Here is a 20,606-nt window from a genome sequence, read left to right as displayed (position 1 = left end):
CTGTCCTTATGTAAGGGAACGACCCGGCCTTGTGAAGGTGGCGGGTCTCCTCAGTTCAGCAATCCTGCATGACGCATGGCGGCGTCGATTGCTGCTTCGGTTGCCGGCTCCAGGGTCGAAAGCAGCGGCGAGCGGACATTGCGGCTCATCCGGCCGAGCTTGGAGAGGCCGTATTTGGCGCCGCAGAGACCGGGCTCAAGGAAGATCGCCTTGTGCAGCGGCATCAGTCGGTCCTGATATTCGAGCGCGCGGGCGAATTCACCGGCCAGCGTCGCGGCCTGAAAATCGGCGCAGAGGCGCGGGGCGACATTGGCCGTCACCGAAATGCAGCCGACGCCGCCATGGGCGTTGAAACCGAGGGCTGTCGCGTCCTCGCCGGACAATTGTCTGAAGTCCTTGCCGCAGGTGATGCGCTGCTCGGAGACACGCTCGATCTTGCCCGTCGCGTCCTTGACGCCGACGATGTTGCTGTGCGCCTTGGCGAGAGCACCCATCGTTTCCGGCGTCATGTCGATCACCGAACGGCCGGGAATATTGTAGATATAGATCGGCAGGGCGACGGCCTCGGCGATCGCGGAAAAATGCGCGATCAGACCCTTCTGCGTCGGCTTGTTGTAATAGGGCGTGACGACGAGCACGGCGTCGGCGCCGACCTTTTCGGCATGCTGGGCGAGTTCGACCGCCTCACGCGTATTGTTCGAACCGGCGCCGGCCATGACCGGAACGCGTTTTGCCGCCACTTCGATGCAGAGTTCCACGACCCGCTTGTGCTCGGCATGCGACAGCGTCGGCGATTCGCCGGTCGTGCCGACCGGAACGAGACCGCTGCTGCCTTCCTTGATCTGCCAGTCGACATGGGCGGCGAAGCTCGCTTCGTCGATCAGTCCGGCATCGGTGAAGGGGGTGACGAGGGCGGGAATGGACCCATTGAACATGCAAAGCTCCTCACGACCAAATCCTTGCTTCGGCCGCATTCCATGAATATTTTGCGCACCATAGAGCGCCGAAATCATCGCGACAAGCGCGGAGAGTTCGGTTTAGGGCAAATTCCGATAGCAGATGTGAATGAATTTTACCTGGTACGGTAAGGTTTCGTTAAGAAGCCTCTAGCCAAATGGGCAGGGCGTGTTTTCCGTTGCGAGATCCCGGATGAAGAAAGCTGTCCTGATTCTGACCGCCTTCGGCTTTGTTGCCGCCGCGTGGGGCAGCCTCGCGTCGCCGCTTCCCGGCGAAGGCATTCCGACGCCTGACGTCAAGCCGATCGGCTTCGTTCCCGAGACATCGATACCGGCAGCGCTGACAACCGGCGCCATACCCCGCAATCCCGCCGTCGCGCCTGTCGCCAGCGATCTGAAAACCGGCCTCGACGCACTTTCCGCCAAGAATCCGCAACTGGCTCTATCGATCCGCGACAGCATGCGCGAGGGTACGCTCGACCGGCATATCCTCACCTGGGCGATCGCCGTCTCCGGATTGAAGGGCGTTCCCTCTTATGAAATCGCCAGCGCCGCGCAGGAGCTCAAGGGATGGCCCGGCCTTTCCAGGCTGCGCGCCTATTCCGAACGTGCGCTCTACGACGAAAACCCCGCCCCGTCAGCCGTGCTCGCCGCTTTCGGCGATACCGCGCCGGAGACGGAGCAGGGCGCCGTCATCCTCGGGCGGGCGCTGACTGCGTCAGGCAAGCAGGCGCAGGCAGCAAAATATATCCGCAAGGTCTGGCGCACCGAGGCGCTCGACAAGGCGAGCGAAGACAAGATCCTCCTCGAGTTTTCCGCCCTGCTGACGCCAGCCGACCACAAGGCGCGGATGGACTATCTGATGTATCGTGGCCGGGTGGCGCAGGCCAAGCGCTTCGGCGATATGGGCGGGGCGCAGTCCCTCTACAAGGCCTGGGCCGCCGTCGACGCCAAAGCTGCCAATGCCGACGCGCTGCTCAATAGCGTCGAGCCGAAATGGCGTGGCGATGCCGGCCTGCTGTTCGCGCGGATCGAATATCTGCGCAAGCAGGACAAGTATGCCGAAGCGGCGGCGCTTCTGGAAAAGATGCCGCGCGAGCCGGGCGAACTGGTCAATTCCGGAGAATGGTGGAACGAGCAGCGGATCGTCAGCCGCGGCCTCGTCGATCAGGGACAATTCAGACCGGCCTACCGCGTCGTCGCAAGTTCCGCGGCAACCAGCCCGACTGATATCGTCGAGGCCGAGTTCCATGCCGGATGGTATGCGCTGCGCGGTCTGCAGGATCCGACAACGGCAGAAAAGCATTTCCGCAAGATTCTGGCGACTTCGAACGGCCCCATCTCGGTGTCGCGCGCCTGGTATTGGCTCGGGCGGGCAGCCGAGGCCGGCGGCCCCGGCAACTCCAGCGAATTTTACGGCAAGGCCGCAAATTTTCCCGGCACCTTCTATGGGCAGCTCGCGGCCGAAAGGCTTGGACGCAAGACGCTCAACGTCAGCTATCCCACCCCGAGCGCAGCCGACCGCCAGAGTTTCCAGGCGCGCGAGGCCGTGCAGGCAATCGCCCGGCTCGAGGCAGCCGGCCATGGATGGCGGGCCGATATCCTCTATCTCGCGCTCGCCGATCAGCTGCAAAGTCCCGGTGAACTGGCGATCCTTGCGGCGCAAGCCGAGCAATCAGGCAATCATCATCTGTCACTGCAGGTCGGCAAGATCGCCTATGGCCGCGGCATCGACGTCGCCGCGCTCGCTTTTCCCGTCGGCGTAATCCCGGCGAATGCCAATATCTCCGGCTCCGGCAAGGCGCTCGCCTACGCGATTGCCCGGCAGGAAAGCGCCTTTAACCCGGCCGCCGTTTCGGCGGCGAATGCTCGCGGCCTGCTGCAGCTTCTGCCCGGCACGGCCCAGGCGGTGGCCAAGCGCCACAACATCACCTTTTCGAAGGACAAGCTGACGGCCGATGCCGGTTATAATGCGACGCTCGGCGCGCATTATCTCGGCGAGCAGATCGAAGCCTTCGGCGGCTCCTACATCCTCACCTTCATCGCCTATAATGCCGGGCCGAAGCGGGTGCCGGAATGGATCGGACGCTACGGCGACCCGCGTGGCAGGCCGGTCGACGAGATCGTCGACTGGATCGAGCGCATCCCCTTCCCCGAAACGCGCAACTACGTGCAGCGGGTGATGGAGAATTACGAAGTCTACAAAGCCCGCCTCGGCCAGCCGGCGGATATCGAGCGCGACCTGATCGGCGGACGCAGCGCCTCCTGAAGCCGTTTGGCGCGGCTTGAAAAGCAGGCTGGTCTTTGTTTTTGCGCATGTCTTTATCGCAAAACCGCTGCACACTTTTGCGAGACATGCTCTACACCTTCTGGATCAGACAGGTCTCGAGGATGCGATGCCGGATATGGATGCAGGCGGTTTCCAGGAACGATTTTACTCTTCCCCCGATGGGCTGAGGCTTTATGCACGCGACTACCGGCCGGAGGAGGCGGCAGCCGCCGAACGGCTGCCGGTGATCTGCCTGCCCGGCCTGAGCCGCAATGCCCGGGACTTTCATCCGCTTGCGCTGCTTCTCAGCCGCGACAGAACAGGCCCGCGCAGGGTGATCGCGCTCGATTCGCGCGGGCGCGGAAATTCTGCATGGGATGAGAACAAGGCCAATTACAATCTTGCCGTCGAGACCGGCGACATCATTGCCGCCTGCACGGCATTCGGCATCGAGCGAGCGATTTTCATCGGCACCTCGCGTGGCGGCCTGATCCTGCATTTGATCGCGGCGACACGGCCGGATCTTCTCGAAGCCGTGGTCCTGAACGATATCGGACCGGCGATCGAGGCGAGAGGGCTGGCGCTCATTCGCGACTACCTCAACAGCGGCAAGGCGCCGGCCGACTGGAAAGAGGCGGCCGATCTATTGCGGGAAAATCACGGCGCCTCGTTTACCGCGCTTACAGGCGAGGACTGGCGCGAAATGGCGCTTGCGCTATATCGCGACGTCGGCGGAAGGCCGGTCGCCGACTTCGATCCGGCGATCGCCGAGGCGCTGAGATCGATCGATTTCAGCCAGCCGCTGCCCGATCTCTGGGCACAATTCGAAAGCCTGAGCCGCTTTCCGCTGATGCTGATCCGCGGCGAAAATTCACCGCTTCTTTCCCAAGAAACCGCGGGCGAAATGGCCCGACTGCATCCCGGATTGATCCTTCATACCGCCGGAGGGCAAGGACATGCGCCCCTCCTCCATCTCGGCAATATCCCTGCAGCAATTCGCGCTTTTCTTGCCACTTTCCCGGTAGGCTGATTAATCGGAATCGAATGCGGCTCCCGCTGCTACCCAAACGCCTTGGGGGCGGCTGCCTGGAATCCTGGCGCGCCATCCCCTCCCCCGGCGTGTGTCGAAGGCCCCTCGCCTCCGCCTCGTCTGCGGCTCTCTCAGTTCGGTTCCCGGATGGCATCATCCAGGCCGCGCAGCAGCGGGTAGAGGAAATAGGAGATTACCGTCCTGTTGCCCACCTTGATCTCTGTCGAGACGGTCATGCCCGGCAGCAGTCTGACCGGCACGTCCGAGGCGTTCAGCCTCGTATCGGCAAGCAGGATGCGAGCCTTGAAGAAGGGCGCGGCCGGCTGGCTCGGAGTGGCGGTCTGTTCCTGCTGCTGGCCGGTCATAAACGTGTCCTGGCTGATGGTGCGAACCTCGCCCGACGCGGTGCCGTATTTCTGGAAGGGATAGGCGTCCAGCTTGATGCGGGCCTCCTTACCCACGGCGATGCGGCCGATGTCGCGGGTGTTGATCGAGACTTCCGCTTCGAGCGGCACGTTGATCGGCACCAGCGTGACGATGGGTTCGGCTTCGCGCACGACGGAGCCGATGGAGCGCTGGGCGAGATCGAGCACGACGGCGTCGGCAGGTGCTGTCAGCGACACCATGTTGCGGCGCAGCTCCATCTTCTTCAGCTCTTCATCCGCCATGTCGCGCTGGCCGCGCAGCTCTACCAGCTGTTCCATCGCGGCACGGCGGAAATCCTCGATGAAGGCCTGCCGATCGGCTTTCAGCTTGGCAAAGGCATGCGCGGCCTCGTCGGCCTTGCCGCGCACGGCAGTCAGATCGGACTCGACGTCGAGGCGGGCGTCGCGCGAGCCGAGCATGGTGATCAGCGAGCCGCTCTGCGTGTTAAAGAGCCGCTCGCGCGCGCCTTCGATCTGCGAGAGCGTGTCGCGTCGGTCGATGAGCACGGCCTCCTGGTTCCTGGCCGCGGCAAGCGCTGCCGACTGGCCGGCGATCTGCTGCTCGAAATTCTGCAGCTGCGCCGTGTAGAATGCCCGCCGCTGGCCGAAGAGCTGCACCTGCAGCATCTCGTCGGGCGTTGTTCCCGCCATCATCGTGTAGTCGTCGCCGGCAAGTTCCGCCTCGATGCGCTTCACCTGGGCGTCGAGTGCCGAGAACTTCGCCTGCTGCTGGTCGACATCGGCCTGGCTGAAAGTGGCGTCGAGCGTTGCGAGCGTCTGTCCGGCATGCACCACCTCGCCGGCCTTCACATCGATCGTGCGGATGATCGAGGTTTCGAGCGGCTGGACGACGATGGTCGGCTGGGTGGTGACGAGCTTGCCGGGCGCAATCACCACCTCGTCGATATCAGAAACGGAGGCCCAGATGATGGTCGCAGCAATCAGCGCCGTCACGCAATAGAGCGTCGTGCGCGCAACACGCGGCGGAGCACGTTCCTCGAGCTCGACGGCGTCGGACTGAAATTCCGCAATTGCCGGCGGCAGCGGCAGGCGGGCGGCGAGCTGCCCACCTCTGCCTGGCGGCCCCTTGTCTGAGGGACCATGGTCTGGGGCTACGGGCAGGTTCTCGCCGGATTTTCTGACACGCGCGTTCATGCGACCTGCCTCATTTGCTGTGCCCACAGGTGGCGATAGGTCATGCAGCGCGACACCAGCTGGTCGTGCCGGCCGATATCGGCGACCTTGCCCCGATCGATGACGAGAATGGCATCGGCATCGACGAGCGTCGAAAGCCGGTGCGAGACGATGACGACGGTGCGCCCGGCAGCGATACGGCTCAGATTCTCGCGGATGATCGCCTCGCTGTCGGGGTCGAGCGCGCTCGTCGCCTCGTCGAAGATCAGGAGCTTCGGATCGGTGATCAGCGCCCGCGCAATGGCAAGCCGCTGCCTCTGGCCGCCGGAGAGGTTGGCGGCGTTTTCTTCCAGCATCGTGTCGAAGCCGCGCGGCAGGCGCTCGATGAATTCTTCCGCGCCGGCGATGCGGGCGACCTCCATGATTTCCTCGATGCTGGCATCGGGTTTGGCGGCGGCGATATTATCGCGCACCGTTCCGCGGAAGAGGAAATTATCCTGCAGCACGACGCCGATGCTGGTTCTCAGGTGCACGAGGTCGATCTCGCGGCTGTCATAGCCGTCCATGCGCACCAGCCCTTCCTGGCTCTGATAGAGCCCCTGGATGAGCCGCGTGATTGTCGTCTTGCCCGAGCCGCTCTTGCCGACCACGCCGAAAACACAGCCCGCCGGAATGGCGAAGGACACATTGTCGAGCGCCGGCGGCCCATCCGGACCATAGCGGAAAGTGACCCTGTCGAATTCGATACGTCCGTGCAGATGCGGCCGCACCCCTCGCCCGCGGCCTGCCTGTTCCGGCCGCTGGTTCATGATCTCGCCGAGCATGCGCACCGACAGAGCCACTTCCTGATATTCGTGCACCATGGTCACGATCTGCACCAGCGGTCCCGAGACGCGGCCGGCCAGCATGTTGAAGGCGACCAGCGCGCCGATCGTCATGGAACCGCTGAAGACATCGAGCGCGCCGAGTCCGATGATCGCCACGCTCATCAGCTTCTCCAGAAGCCCGGTCATCGACTGGGCGATAGTCGAGATCTTCTCGACCCGGAAACGCACCGAAATCGACTGCGCCGAATAATCGTCCCACACCTTGCGCTGGCGCGGCTCCAGCGCCAGTGACTTGACGGTGCGCATGCCATGCACGGTTTCCACCAGCAGGGCCTGCCGGTCGCCTTCGGCCTGATAAAGAGCCTGCAGGCGACGCTGGAACGGCCCGACGAGCAGTATCACCACGAGCCCGACGAGCGCCGCAAAACCCAACACCACGAGCGTCAGCTTGACGCTGTAGAGAAGCAGGATCGGCAAGAAGACGAAGAGTGAAACACCGTCGAGAAGCGTCAGGAACAGCCGGCCGGTCAGGAATTCGCGGATGCGCCCCGTCTGCTGCATATGCTTGACGAGAACACCGGCTGAGGCCTGTTCGAAGAGCGCGATCGGCAGGTTGAGCAGGTGGCCGAAGGTGCGTGTCGCCACCCGGATGTCGATCCTATTGGTGGCGTAGAGCAGCAGATAGCGGCGCAGGAAGCTGAAGGTCGCGTCGAAGACGAGCGCCACCGCGATGCCGACCGTCAGAACCGTCAATGTCGCGTAGCTCTGATGCACGAGCACCTTGTCGATGACGAGCTGAAAAAACATCGGCGTCGTCAGCCCCAGGCCGTAAAGCACGAAGGCTGCGAGCGCCACGTCACGGAAGAAGCTGCGCTGGCGGATGATTTCGGGGACGAACCAGCGGAAGCCGAAGGGCCGGTCCTCATCCGACATGCGATAGTTGCGCTTCATCAGCACAACCGATCCGAGCCAGGCCTTGGCGAATTGCTCCTCGCTCAGCAGCATGACTTCGGGGCGCGTGGCGAGCGGGTCGAGAACGCGGATCCGCTCATCCTCGCCCTCCCCGAGAGCGCCGGCGATGACCACCCAGTTGCCGTTCGAAAGTTCGGCAAGCACCGGGAAAGCCTCGCCGAGCTGGAACAGGCTTCGCCAGTCGAGGGTCAGATGCCTGGCCCTGAGGCCGGCATCCTTGGCCATTCTGAGCATTTGCCGCACGGCCACCGGATCGTTGCCGACGGAATAATCGTGCTGCAATCGCTCAGGAGAAAGGTCGACGCCGTGGTGACGCGCGACGAGCGCAAGACAATGCAGGTTGGTATGCAGAAAACCACTCATGGCCCACCCGAAACACTACGAGACCGAGGCTGTCCCCGTTGTCAGTTGAAATTCGGCGAGGCGTTCGAAGCGCCGCCCTGCACCGACTGGATATCGGTGGCGGCTGCAGCCGACATGTCACCGATGCGACGGACCGCGCCCGCCTCGACCAAGCCGCCAAGCGCCTTCTGCATGAGGTCGACCGCATTGGCGAAGGCGTCGACAGGCATGATGATGCGCTGGCGGAAAACCGGCTTCGGATTGTTGTTGGCGTCACGATCGGTGGCCGAGAGCGACATCAGGTCGATGCGCACGATCGTTCCCGTGACGGTGATTTCGCCGATTCCGTCGGCATAAAGTTCGCTGCTCATTGTTCTCTCCTCTGGTTGATAATCAAAACCTGTTCACCTTTGGGCCGACGCATCGGATTATCCGAAAACCGCTTCACACTTTTCGGTCCGATGCGTGCGTATCGTGCCGCCATGCCGGAAACGGATCGCGAAGGCCGACGGCCGTCTGTGGATCGAAACCCGTCTCCTCCCCGGTCAGGCAATCGTCGAGCGCGGTGCGGATGGCGCCCTCGTCGAAGCCGGAGCCGATGAAGACCAGCTCCTGGCGGCGGTCGCCCCAGACATCGTCCCAATGCCGGTCGAGTAACTGGCGGAATTGCGGATGGCGCGGCCAGTGCGCCCGCGGCACCGAAGCCCACCAGAACCCTCTGGTATCGATGCGGCATTGCGTGCCGGCAATCGACAGCAAGCCGATCTCGTCCGGCCGGGTCGCCAGCCAGAAATGGCCTTTCGCCCTGATGACGCCGGGCAATGGCTGCTCGAGCATGCGGCCCAGCCGCGCCGGATCGAAGGGCCGGCGGCTGCGATAGACGAAGCTTGTTATGCCGTATTCCTCGGTCTCCGGCACATGATCGCCCCAGCCGTAAAGCTCCTTGTGCCAGAGTGGATGGCGGGCGGCCTTGGCTTCGCTGAAAAAGCCGGTATCCAGGATCGCGCCGAGCGGCACCTGGCCGAAAACCGCCTCGATGACGCGGGCATCCGGATTGAGCGCTGCGACGACCCGGCGAACCTCGGCAAGATCGGTGCAGGGCACGTCGCCCGCCTTGTTGATGATGACGACATCAGAAAATTCGATCTGCTCGACGAGCAGTTCCACGAGTTTGCGATCATCGTCCCCGTCACGCCTTTCGCCGCGATCGGCCAGGAACTCGTCGCTCCGGTAATCGGCAAGCAGATTGACCGCGTCGACGACGCAGACCATGGTATCGAGCCGCGCCACATCGCAAAGGGCCGCTCCGCTCTCGTCGCGGAAGGAGAAGGTCGCCGCTATCGGCAGGGGCTCGGCGATCCCCGTGCCCTCGATCAGCAGATAGTCGAAACGGCCGGTGGCGGCGAGCCCGCGGACCTCGCTCAGGAGATCGTCGCGCAATGTGCAGCAGATGCAGCCGTTGGTAAGCTCGACCAGGGTTTCGTCCGTCCTCGAGAGGTTGGCGCCGCCGTCACGGACGAGATCGGCATCGATGTTCACCTCGCTCATGTCGTTGACGATCACGGCGATCCGACGTCCCTCGCGATTGTTCAGGACATGATTGAGGACCGTCGTCTTGCCGGCGCCGAGAAACCCCGCCAGGACTGTTACCGGAAGTCGATTGTCTGCACCCGTCATCGATACCCCCGCTCGCCTTTACGCCGCGAGCTGCGGTTTGAACGCCACGTCCACATAGTAGTTTGTGCTGTTGTAACTGCTGGTCGGGAACAACCCGCTCGATCCATAGGCGTAGACGCCGTTGTCACCGCTGAGCGCCCTGAGGTCGCCGCTCGTCTTCTCGGCGCTGAAATAATTGCCCGTCGCCGAGTAGTTGCCGTTCGTGCTGTAGGAAACGACGTAGGTCGTATCCGCTTCGACCGCGACCTGCTGGGTGAGCGCGGCAGTCTGCCAGCCGCTTGCTGTTTCGTTGCTGAAGGTGATGCTTGCAAGCAGCGTGCCCGAGGCGGTCCAGAGATAACCGTTATGCGGGCCCGTATTGTCGGCGCCCTTATAGAAGCGGATGCCCGTGACCCAGCCTGCCGTGTCCGCCTGAAATTTCATGCCGAGATTGACCGGGTGATTGTCGTTCACCGAGACGACTGCAGGCGTTTCATTGGCGCTGAAGAGGTTCTGCTCACTCCCCTGGGCGTTGACGGTAAGCGCAACCTGGGCCGATGCCGTGCCGCCCTGACCGTCGGTGATGGAATAGCTGAAGCTCGCCGGCCCGGTATATCCTGCTGTCGGCGTGAAGGTGACGGTCTGCGTCTGGCTGTTGTAGGACACCGAACCGTTGACCGCGCCGCTGACGCCGGTGATGACAAGCGGGTCGCCATCGGCGTCGCTGTCATTTGCGAGCAGGTTTGCAGCGGCGATCGACAGAGCCGTATTGGTATAGGTCGTATAGCCATTGTCATTGGCGGCGACCGGCACCGTATTGCCCGTCGACTGGTTGAAGACGACGTCGACCCAGTAATTCGTCGACTGGTAGCTTGACGTCGGGAAGGTCGAGCCTGATCCGACCGCGTAGACGCCGTTGCTGCCTGCAAGCGCCGTCAGCGAGCCGTTGGTATGAGCAGTGTTGAAATAGTTCGAGGTTGCCACATAGGTGCCGGTCGTGTGGTAGGAGGCGACATAGGTCGCACCCGCCGTGATCTGCAGCGGCGTGGCGAAGTTCGCGGTCTGCCAGCCGGAAAGCGACTCGTTGGTGAAGGTGACTGCGGCGACGAGCGTGCCGTCGGCCCTCCAGATGGAGCCGGTATGCACACTGGTATCGCCGGCAGCCTTGTAATAGCGGATGCCCGAGATCGTGCCGGTCGAGGAAGCGACGAACTTCATGCCGAGTTCCAACGCGGTATTGTCGTTGAAGCTGCCGCCGGTCGGCCCCTCACTTGCCGTAAACAGCGTCTCGCCAGCCGAACCCGTCTGGACGGTCAGGCTGACATTGCCCTGATCCGTGCCGCCGCGTCCGTCCGACAGCGTATAGGTGAAGCTCGCCGGGCCTGAATAATCGTTGGCCGACGTGAAGGTGATGGTGCCGGTCTGCTTGTTGAGAGCGACCGTGCCGTTGGCGGCATTGCCGACGGCCGTGATGGTCATCGCATCGCCATTTGGATCGGTATCGTTTGCCAGGAGCGCGGCAATGGAGATAACAAGCGTTCCGTTGTGGCCGACGATCAGCCCACTGTCGTCGGTCGCGACCGGTTGGCTGTTGGGGCCGGCATCGAAGACCACGTCCACCCAGTAATTGCTGCCGCCGGGGTTCTGGCCGGGGAATGTGCTGGGCGTGGTGCCGTAGGCGAAGACGCCGCCGCCATCGACGGCCTTCAGCTGGCCGCTGGCATAGGGCTCGTTGAAATAGTTCTGGGTGAGCGAGTAGTAGCCATTGCTGTGATAGGAGGCCACATAGGTCGTGCCGGCCGCGATCTGGATCGGGCTGGAGAACATCACCGTCTGCCACCCTGAGAGCGATTCCCCTGTCGCTACGCCGGTCGCCAGCAGCGTTCCGGTGCTGCTCCAGAGGCTGACGACGTGTTCGCCGATGTTATAGAAGCCCTTGTAGAAGCGGATGCCCTCCACCGAGCCTGCCGTCGTCGCCTGGAAGCGCAGGCCGAGCTCGACTGAATCGCGATCGACCGCTACTTCGGTCGCGGGCTTTTCGGCGAGCGTCCACAGGCCCTGCGTGCCCGGCAGCGTGACGGTGACCTGCTTGCCGGCCGATGGCGCCTCCAGATTGACGCTGTCGTCGACGGCGCGTGGCAGGATCGTATAGGTGCCGCTCGCCTGGACGACCCAGTTATAGCTCCAGTTCTCGCGGCCCGTGGCCTTGAACCAGTGCTGGCCGCCATCGGTGGAGACCTCGACGCCGGCAATGATGCCGCCGCCGAAATCCTGCGCCGTTCCTGATATCGTCACATGCTGCCCTTCGAGAAAGCTTGCGCCTGATATCGACGAGGTGATCGACGAGGTGGGCTTCAGCGTGTCGGTCGATTGGGTCGCGAGGATCAGGCTCGCGTCGAGCGTCGTCGGCTGGATGCCCATGTCCGCGAACATGTTGACCATCGCCTGCTGCACGTTGCGATCGGTTGGCGTTGCCGGCCCCTGATGCTGATCGTTCAGCCCCCAGGACCAGAAGACGGTGCCGGCGCCGAAGACGAGCGCGCCGCTTGCCGCCCGGTACATCGTCAGGCTGTGGGTCGCCACCGCATCGCCGATCGTCGAGCCGTAATCGCGGAGATAGGTGTTGACCGCGATCGAGGAGAGCGACAGGTCGATCAGTCCAGCCGGACGGAATCCATTCTCGACATCCGAGTCCCATTCATAGCCGAGCAGATTCCGCACCAGATTGTAGGTCTCGCCCGGTTGCAGCTCTGCCACATCGGTATTGCGCCAGAAGCGAAGGTTCGAATAGTCGTAGGGGATGGAGATCGTATCCTGGCGGTAGCCGTCCACCTGAAACATCGTGCCCGTCAGCGAATTTTCCGGCTCCTGCCCCGGATCGGCGTAACGCGGATCGCGCCAGGTGCCGGTGCCGATATTGCTCGGGTCCGTGCTCGTGCCGTAGGTCTCCTTGTAGCAGACCATGGTGCGGTAGGCCTGGCCGCTGCCGTCGATGCTGCTTTCCCAGCGAACCTTCCAATAGACTTCGTTGCCGCTCCAGAAGGCGAGGTTCACGCCGGCATCGCGCGCGGCCTCCACATTGGTGCGCTGCTCGGCTGACCAGTATTCGTCATGGCCGACCGACAGGAAGGCCTGATGGTTGAGCAGCAGATTGCCGCTGCGCGTCGCATCGACGCCGGAAATATAGGAAACGTCGTAGCCGTTCTGCTCCAGCCACTGGATGGCTGAATGCTCCACGCCAAAGATGAAATCGTGCGAGCCGCCGACCGGGCTCGTATTGGTGATGATCGGCCTGTTATAGCTGATCGCCGAGGCGCGACCGATTGCGGTCAGGCCGCAGCTGCAGTTCGGCGGCAGGTAGCCGATCATGTCGGCGGGATCGACGGGGACATCGCCGTAATAGAGGCTGGCGCCGCCCCAGGCATTATAGGCCTGCCAGGTCGTGTCCGAGGTCTGGAAGACAATATTGCTGTGCGAGGAGTCGTCGCGCACGACGAAGGGGATGATGCTGGCATCCTCGGTGCCGTCCTCACGCACCAGCTTGGCGAAATAGACGCCGGAGACGGCATCGGTCGGAATCTGCCAGCTCGCCGAGACCGACCAGTTGCCGCAGTCGATGAGACCGAGCGACATATCGACGATCGGATGCGGCTGGATCTGCGCCGTGGTCAGCTGCTGCTCGATCGAGTCGACCTTGCGCGCACCGGCCCCGCCGTAATAGCCCATTCGGTAGATATCGATGCGGTAATGCGTGGAATCGGTGGCGATCTTGAAATCGACCGTCTGGCCGATATTCGTGCTGATTTCAGTGGCGAAGCCCTGAATGGTGCCATTGCCATCGCCCTCCAATCCCCACTCGCTGATAGGGTTGCCCTGTTTCAGATTTTCCAGTGCGATCTTGTTGAGGGTCACCGCAGCCGGAGCTGCCGCCGGTGCGGCCAGCGCTGAGACCGCGGTCGTCTCAGCCGAAGCGTCCTGACTGGGTTCCACCGAGAGGGATGCTATCGAGGTCTGAAGCCGCAACGAAGTCGTGTCGAGACTGCTGGAAGACGTCACCGGCGCCGCCGTCGTGGCGCTTCCGGTATCGGCATCGCTGGTAATACCCGTCAGCGCGGGAGCGGCAGGCAGTGTCGCAGCCTCTTCGTACGGATCCGGGGCAAGTACGGTGTCTTGCGACGTCGAGGAGGTCGTGTCGAAGACCGTCGCAGCCGACGCCGTCTTCGTGGATGTGTCCTGCGCGCCGCCATCGGCGGCAGGCGCTGGCATCGGCGTCGACGATGCAGGCGACGACTGAATGTCGCCTGATGATATCAAGGAAGATGTAACCGTGCCGATGAAGGAGGATTGAACGCTTGCGCTGCCTTGATTGGCAAAGCCGGAAGAACCCTGAGTGCTCGAAGACACTACGGTCGGAGTTCCAAGCAGTGCGGCCCAGGCCGAGGTTGCGTGACTGATGCACGGCGTGCCGCCGGCAGCAGTCAAGTATTTGCGATTCCTCACATGAAATCTCAGCAAGAGCGGCGTCCCCATTTCCCGTCGACCAGCATTGAATGACTTCATCCTGCCAGCTTTCGGAGCGGAACGTACGACAGCAATCTTGGGTATGTGGGTGGTACTCCATACGCCGATATGATGATCCTCACCGCATGTCCGACCGACAGGTTCTGGAGCTGTCTGGTGCTTCCGCTAAGCCGCAGATGTTGGGTGAAAGGAAACTTGTCGGCCTTGTTTTGCCGATCCGGGTGATCGAGCCGGTAATCTCCTACGCCGCTCCGTGCTACCAGGTCGGAAAGGGATCTTCGAGGGCCGACCAGTCCCGAGGATCCGAGCTGGCCAGGCAGTCGTCCAACGCGCTGCGGACGCCTGTCTCGTCCATATCAACACCAATGAACACGAGTTCCTGCCGACGATCGCCCCAAGCGCTGTCCCATCGACGCTCGATATGCTGGCGAAACTGGTGGTGGCTCGGCCAGTCCTGCCGGGGAACGGCCGCCCACCAGAGCCCCATGGGTTCACAGCGCCGCTGCGCTCCGGCCGCCGACATCAGACCCACGTGACGCGGTCGCGTAGCCAGCCAGAAATGACCTTTGGCGCGGATGACCCCCGGCCAGGGCTCGTCCAGGAACGCCCGAAACCGCGTCGGGTCGAAGGGACGCCTGGTGCGATAGACAAAGCTCGATACCCCATATTCCTCCGTCTCCGGAACATGAGCACCCGGGCTGTACAGTTCCTTGTGCCATAACGGGTGAGCGGCGGCCTTTGCTTCGTCGAAGAGGCCCGTACTGAGAATGCTTGCAAGAGATACCTTGCCGAAGTCCGTCTCCACCTGGTGCGCATCCGGGTTGAGCGCAGCCACTGTCTTGCGGACTTCCGCGCGAATCTCCTCGGTCGCGTCCGAGATCTTGTTGATGACGACAACGTCGGCAAACTCGATCTGGTCCACCAACAGGTCGATGAGTGTCCGCCGGTCCTCGCCGTCCCGTTGCATGCCGCGATCGCGAAGCAGATCGGCGCTGCTGTAATCAGCCAGAAGGCTGGCGGCGTCGACAACAGTCACCATCGTGTCAAGTCTGGCAAAATCGGAGAGCGAAACACCGTTCTCGTCGCGGAAGGAAAAGGTGGCAGCGATGGGGCGCGGCTCGGCAATACCGGTTCCCTCTATCAGCAGATAGTCGTATCGCCCCTCTTCGGCCAGTCGCCGCACTTCCGTCAGGAGGTCATCGCGCAGGGTACAGCATATGCAGCCATTGCTGAGCTCAACCAATGCCTCCGTCGTATGCGACAAGTTGCAGCCGCCGTCGCGAATGAGACTGGCGTCTATGTTCACGTCACTCATATCGTTGACGATGACGGCGACCCTGAGGCCCTGACGATTGGTCAGCACGTGGCTGAGAAGCGTCGTCTTGCCGGCGCCGAGAAAGCCGGCGAGCACTGTCACCGGGAGCCGCTCGCCCTTGTTCATCACTGTCGCTTGAATGGGAGCGGAGGCGGCGTCCCTCTCTGCGATCCGCATTTGCGTCGTGTCAGCCTCATTCGAAACCGATCCTAATCTTATCCTTTGCATCACGCGACCAGTTGCGGCCGGAAGACGACGTCGGCGTAGTAATTGGTTGAATTGTAGCTGTTGGTCGGGAAAAGACCTGCGGTGGCGGAACCGCCATAGGCATAGACGCCATTGCCGCTGGCCGGTGCCGTCAGCGGCCCGCTGGTGACGGGGCTGGTATAGAAATTGCTGGTCGCCACATAAGCGCCGGTCGTGTGATAGGAGGCGACATAGGTGGTGTTGGCGGCGATGGTGACTGGTTTTGTGAAGTTCACCGTCTGCCAGCCGCTCGCGGTGGTGGTGGTGAAGGTGGCGGTGGCAAGCTTCGTGCCTGTCGTGGTCCAAAGGTCGACGACATTCTGGCCGTTGTCATTGGCGCTGCGATAGAACCTGATGCCGGTGACATCTCCGGCAACGTTCGACGTGAACTTGACGCCAAGTTCGAGCTGCTGACCATCGTTGAAGGTCCGGCTCGGCGTGCTGGAAGCAGAGAACAGGCTGTAGGTCGTCGGCGCCGTCGACACGGCAATGTTGAAGGTCTCGTTGGCGGCAAGGCTGCCGAGATCGGTTGCCGTCACCTTGACGCCGTAAGTGCCTGACGTCGTCGGCGTGCCGGAGAAGGTGCGTGTCGAGGCGTTGAAGCTCAGCCAGGAAGGCAGCGCCGTGCCATCGGCGGACGTTGCCGCATAGGCCAGCGTGTCGCCGCTGTCGACATCGGTGAAGGTGGTCGTCGGCAGCGTGAAGGAGAAGGCAGAGCCGACGGTGGCGTTCTGGGTCGTCGTCTGGACGGCCAGCACCGGCGCATCGTTAGCGCCATGGATGGTGATCGTCAGGTTCGCCGTGGCCGTGGCGCCAGCGCTGTCGCGCATCGTGTAGCTGAAGACATCGCTCAGCGTGTTGGTCGACTGTCGCAGCGCCTGGACGGTCGCATTGTTCTCGTTGACCGCATAGCTATAGGCACCCGATGCATTGAGCACGAGACTGCCATAGGTGCCGTTCAGCGCCGAGCCGAGCGTGCCTGACGTCGTCCCGAAACGGACTGCCGTAACGGTCTTGGTGTCACCGGTATCCGGATCGGTGTCGTTGGTCAGCACGTTGCCGCTCGCAACCACGCCGCCCGAACCATTAGCCACACCACCCTTCTCGGTCGCATCCCCTATATCGGCAACCGCCGTCGGCGTCGTATTCGAGCTCGACGTCGTAAACATCACATCGACCCAATAGTTCGTCGACTGGAAGGTGCTCGTGGGGAATAGGCTGTTGCTGCCATAGGCATAGACGCCGTTGCCGCTGGCCGGCGCCGTGAGCGGACCGCTGGTTACATTTGAGGTGAAGTAGCCGGTCGTCGACGAATAGTGACCGGTATTGGTATGGTAAGATGCAGTGTAGGTTTGTCCGACCGTCAGCGATACCGGACTGGTGAAATAGGCGGTCTGCCAGCCGCTGGCAGTCTCGTTCGTGAAGGTGAGGGTCGCAATCCTCGTGCCGGTACTCGACCACAGTGAACCGGTATGCGTGCCGGTATCCTGGCTTCCCTTATAAAAACGAATGCCGGTGACGGTACCTGCCACGGACGTCTGGAATTTGAAGCCGAGTTCAACCGCCGAGGTATCGTTGGTGTTGACGACCGCGGGCGTCCCCGAACCGAAGAGAGAGGTGTAACTCGGCCCGCTGACGGTGACCGTTCGTCCCGCAGAGGGCGTTTCCAGGTTGACGTTATCATCGACTGCGCGAGACCGGATAGTATAGGTGCCCGCGGTTTGCGGCTGCCAGGTATAAGTCCAGTTCTCATCGCCCGTCGCCGGATGCCAGCTCGCACCGTTGTCGGTCGAAACCTCGACCGCGGCGATGACCCCGCCTCCGGTATCGGCAGCGGTGCCGGTAATCGTCACGGTGGATCCAACGGTCGCCGTGGCGGGCACCGTGATGACCGATGTCGGCGCAGTGTGGTCCAACGAAGCGGTCGCGGCGGTGAGCCCGGACTGTAGCGTTCCAGGCTGAATGCCCATGTCAGCAAGCAAATTGACCATTGCCTGCTGTACGCGCGAGTCCGTCCGGGTCGCCGTGAGGTCGTGATTGTCGCTGAGACCCCATGTCCAGTAGACCGTGCCGGCGCCGAACACCAGCGCGCCGCTGGGCGCGCGATAGAGCGTCAGATTGTGGGTCGCCGTCGCATTGCCGGTCGTGTTTCCGTAATCGAGCAAATAGCTGCTGACCGGAAGCGTCGTCGACGACAGCTTCACCAGGCCAGCCGGATCGAAGCCGTTATCGGGTGCTTCGTCCCACTCGTAACCGAGATAATTCTTGGTGAGCGTCGCCGTCTGCCCCGGCTGAAGATTGGCAACGCTCGTATTGCGCCAGAAGCGAAGGTTGGCATCATCGTAGCCAACGGTGATCGCACCGAGGTTGCTGCCGACATCGTCGACCTTGAACAGTTGACCGGTCAGCGAATTCTCCGGATTGCCGCCGCCAATGGCAGGTGGGCTGAAGCGTGGATCGCGGAAAGTGCCTGTCCATTGGTCGGAAGGATCGATATCGCCGCCCGCCCATGTCTCCTTGTAGGTGATCAGAGTGCGGTAGGGCGTGCCGTCGGCGCTATAGGCGTTGCCCCAGCGGGTGCGCCAATAGACTTCGTTGCCGCTCCAGAACATCAGGTTGACGCCCGCATCGCGCGCGGCCTCGACATTGGTTCTCTGCTGTCCCGACCAATATTCGTCATGCCCGGCATCGACATAAGTCTTGTGATTGAGCAACAGGCTGCCATAGCGATCGGCGTCGACACCCGACAGATAGGAGACATCATAGCCGTTCTGTTCCAGCCAGTAGATGCCCGCATATTCAGCACCGAACAGATAGTCCTGGGGGCCGGCGTAAGTGCCGACCCCGCCGCGCGTCGCGATCGGCCTGTTGTAGCTAACGGCATAGGCGCGACCGGCACCCTGCCCTGTCGCCGGACCGTTGCCGCCATAGAGGTTTGCGCCACCCCAACCATTGTAAGCTTGCCAGGTCTCATCCGCGGTCTGGAAGACAACGTCGCTGTGGCTGTCGTCGTCGCGCACGATGAACGGGATGTGATTTTCGCCGGAGGTGCCATCCTGACGGACGAGCTTGGCGATATAGACGCCTGAAACGGCATCATCCGGTACGGTCCAGGACGCCGAGACGGCCCAGTTACCGGCGTCCACCGTGCCGGTCGTCGCATTGCGCAACGGACTAGGTTGGGTCTGCAATCCTGTGTGCTGCATCGTCGCGACCTTGCGCGCCCCCATGCCGCCATAATAGCCGAGCCGATAGATATCGATCCGGTAGTTGGTGGAATTGGTATTGATCTTGAAGCTGATCGTCTTGCCATTATCGACGCTGATATCGGTCGCAAACCCTTCGATGTTGGAGCTGCCGGCACCGTCGATGCCCCACTCGCTCTCCGGATTGCCCTGCTTCTGGTTTTCCAGCACGATCGCGTTGCTGACCGCCGCCGCAGCCGCCAGACTCTGCGTTGTCGATGACCCCTGCGTAGAAGGCTTAGGTGGCTTCGTCACAGAGCCGGACAGGATACCGATATCCTTGGATTTTGTTCCCGTTCCCGTCTCTCCCCCGCCCGGCAGGGTTCCATTGGTGAGCGCCGCGTCCGACCACGTTGCAGTGCCGGTCCAGCCCGAGAGTGGGGACACGTCACGATCGAGAAGCGGATCGCTGACCGAGGCGCCGATGGCCTGCTTGATCGTCGCCACATAGTCCGGCCCTTCGATCAGCCTGGTCCCCGGCAATTGACCGTCCTGTTGAAGCAGGGCGCCGCCATGGGCCCAATCGAGAATCCGCGTAGGGGAGGTAAGATAGCCGCACCCGCACACGCCAAAGGGCATGCCGAAGGCCAGCGAATTCGCGCCGGCGTCGTGCGCCGTCGCCTGCCCTGACGGGCTCGATTCGAGAATGACGACCTTGCCCGAATGAGCACGCCCGGCCGCCACCTTAGGAGCACCATGCCCCGAAACTGTCGGTGCAGGGCTTTGCGGCAGATAGGGAGCCAGAGGATCGTCGCCCATTGAGCTAATTGCCGTATTGGTGCGCTGAAGGGACGATGCGGTCCCGAACGCAACTCCATCCGCGCGCCACTGGAAACGTGCAAAATCCGGCATAGGCGCCGACAGCGCGGCCACATCGCCGCTTCGAATACCAATTTCGGCAGGCGTTGCGAAAGTGTCAGGCAACGGCCGCTCTTCGAGGCTGTTGTCCGCGTCGCCGTTCACGTGCGCTCTCTGCCCGCCATCATGCTCGTTGAGGGCCGCATCCTTATAGGGATCGTCGACAAGGGTGCCCTGCTTGTGTCCATCGGCGGTTTGCGCCGATGCCGCAAGTTGAGCACTATCCTTATGCTTTTCGGCAGGTTTGCGCGGTCTTTCCTTTCCGCCGACGGTCAACCATCGGGGCACCAACGAATCCACCAGGAGTGAGCGCGAAGTCCACCGGCGAGCGTTGCGATACATGGCAAGAACCTCTCGCGAAATTTAAGGATTAAATCTATTAGGATCGTTTGACACGATCTCCGGAAGTATAGTCGAAAAATACACGAGTATATCCTACGCCTTTCGCTCTACAGACGGCATCCTTTGGGCAACGGCCGTTGACGCTGTAAACGCCCAAACGGGAAGCAACGGCCGGGTCGACCAAGCGATGGCAAAGGCCGTCTGCATCGGGGTGTCTTCAATCCGGCACGCCTATGCGATCGCTATCCTTCAGGGCGAGCACATCTATTCCTGCGTGCATGATCTCGTGATTTTTCAGGATGATACCTCTCTGAGATATACGCTCCTGCTCGATTTTAGACTGATGCACCCACCCCATCTCATCAATAGTGATGAGGCAAAGCAAACGACCTTCACCTTCCTCAAGCCTTCGCCAGACGGCACACTAACGATGCGGCTTCGGACCTGCCGGCCGGCGGTCGAACAGCG

The 20,606-nt window shown here is 62.3% G+C and carries 10 protein-coding genes; 2 read left to right on the top strand and 8 right to left on the bottom strand.

Going from position 1 to position 20,606, the window contains the following annotated elements:
- Nucleotides 1–50 precede the first annotated feature (50 nt).
- The gene (gene dapA, locus AMK02_RS07065; RefSeq protein WP_064801513.1) at nucleotides 51–935 is read right to left on the bottom strand and encodes a 4-hydroxy-tetrahydrodipicolinate synthase; all 885 of its coding nucleotides are present in this window, start codon (nucleotides 933–935) and stop codon (nucleotides 51–53) included.
- A 214-nt stretch (nucleotides 936–1,149) separates the two neighbouring features.
- Between dapA and AMK02_RS07060 the strand changes: the two genes are divergently transcribed.
- Nucleotides 1,150–3,225 carry a lytic transglycosylase domain-containing protein gene (locus AMK02_RS07060; protein WP_064801511.1) on the top strand — a complete coding sequence of 692 codons (2,076 nt, stop codon included), beginning with the start codon at nucleotides 1,150–1,152 and terminating at the stop codon, nucleotides 3,223–3,225.
- Between the two features lie 127 nt (nucleotides 3,226–3,352).
- Nucleotides 3,353–4,255: an alpha/beta fold hydrolase gene (locus tag AMK02_RS07055; protein ID WP_064806049.1), complete on the top strand. Its 903-nt coding sequence runs from the start codon at nucleotides 3,353–3,355 to the stop codon at nucleotides 4,253–4,255.
- 131 nt (nucleotides 4,256–4,386) lie between these two features.
- Here AMK02_RS07055 and AMK02_RS07050 read toward each other — a convergent pair whose 3' ends face one another.
- From AMK02_RS07050 to AMK02_RS07020, 7 genes are all read right to left on the bottom strand, one after another.
- On the bottom strand, nucleotides 4,387–5,835 hold the full coding sequence (locus AMK02_RS07050) for an HlyD family type I secretion periplasmic adaptor subunit (protein ID WP_064801509.1): 1,449 nt from the start codon (nucleotides 5,833–5,835) through the stop codon (nucleotides 4,387–4,389).
- On the bottom strand, nucleotides 5,832–7,976 hold the full coding sequence (locus AMK02_RS07045) for a peptidase domain-containing ABC transporter (RefSeq protein WP_064801507.1): 2,145 nt from the start codon (nucleotides 7,974–7,976) through the stop codon (nucleotides 5,832–5,834). The genes AMK02_RS07050 and AMK02_RS07045 overlap by 4 nt, the downstream gene beginning before the upstream one ends.
- A 41-nt stretch (nucleotides 7,977–8,017) precedes the next feature.
- Nucleotides 8,018–8,326 (bottom strand): hypothetical protein, encoded by a 309-nt coding sequence (locus tag AMK02_RS07040; RefSeq protein WP_064801506.1) that lies wholly within the window; start codon nucleotides 8,324–8,326, stop codon nucleotides 8,018–8,020.
- A 73-nt stretch (nucleotides 8,327–8,399) separates the two neighbouring features.
- Complete coding sequence (locus AMK02_RS07035) at nucleotides 8,400–9,632, bottom strand: GTP-binding protein (RefSeq protein ID WP_064801504.1); 1,233 nt, start codon at nucleotides 9,630–9,632, stop codon at nucleotides 8,400–8,402.
- Between the two features lie 18 nt (nucleotides 9,633–9,650).
- Entirely contained in the window at nucleotides 9,651–14,171 is a 4,521-nt protein-coding gene (locus AMK02_RS07030; protein ID WP_064801502.1) for a DUF4082 domain-containing protein, read from the bottom strand.
- Between the two features lie 217 nt (nucleotides 14,172–14,388).
- Nucleotides 14,389–15,573, bottom strand: a complete 1,185-nt coding sequence (locus tag AMK02_RS07025) for a GTP-binding protein (protein WP_064806048.1) — start codon at nucleotides 15,571–15,573, stop codon at nucleotides 14,389–14,391.
- Nucleotides 15,574–15,674: 101 nt separating this feature from the next.
- A complete protein-coding gene (locus AMK02_RS07020; RefSeq protein WP_064801500.1) occupies nucleotides 15,675–20,138 on the bottom strand; it encodes a DUF4082 domain-containing protein in 4,464 nt (1,487 codons plus the stop codon).
- Nucleotides 20,139–20,606 lie beyond the last annotated feature (468 nt).

The sequence above is a fragment of the Rhizobium sp. N731 genome, assembly GCF_001664145.1.
Lineage (GTDB): Bacteria > Pseudomonadota > Alphaproteobacteria > Rhizobiales > Rhizobiaceae > Rhizobium > Rhizobium esperanzae.
The sequence above is the reverse complement of the archived record's forward strand: the minus strand, read 5'-3'. Positions and strand labels throughout refer to the sequence as shown.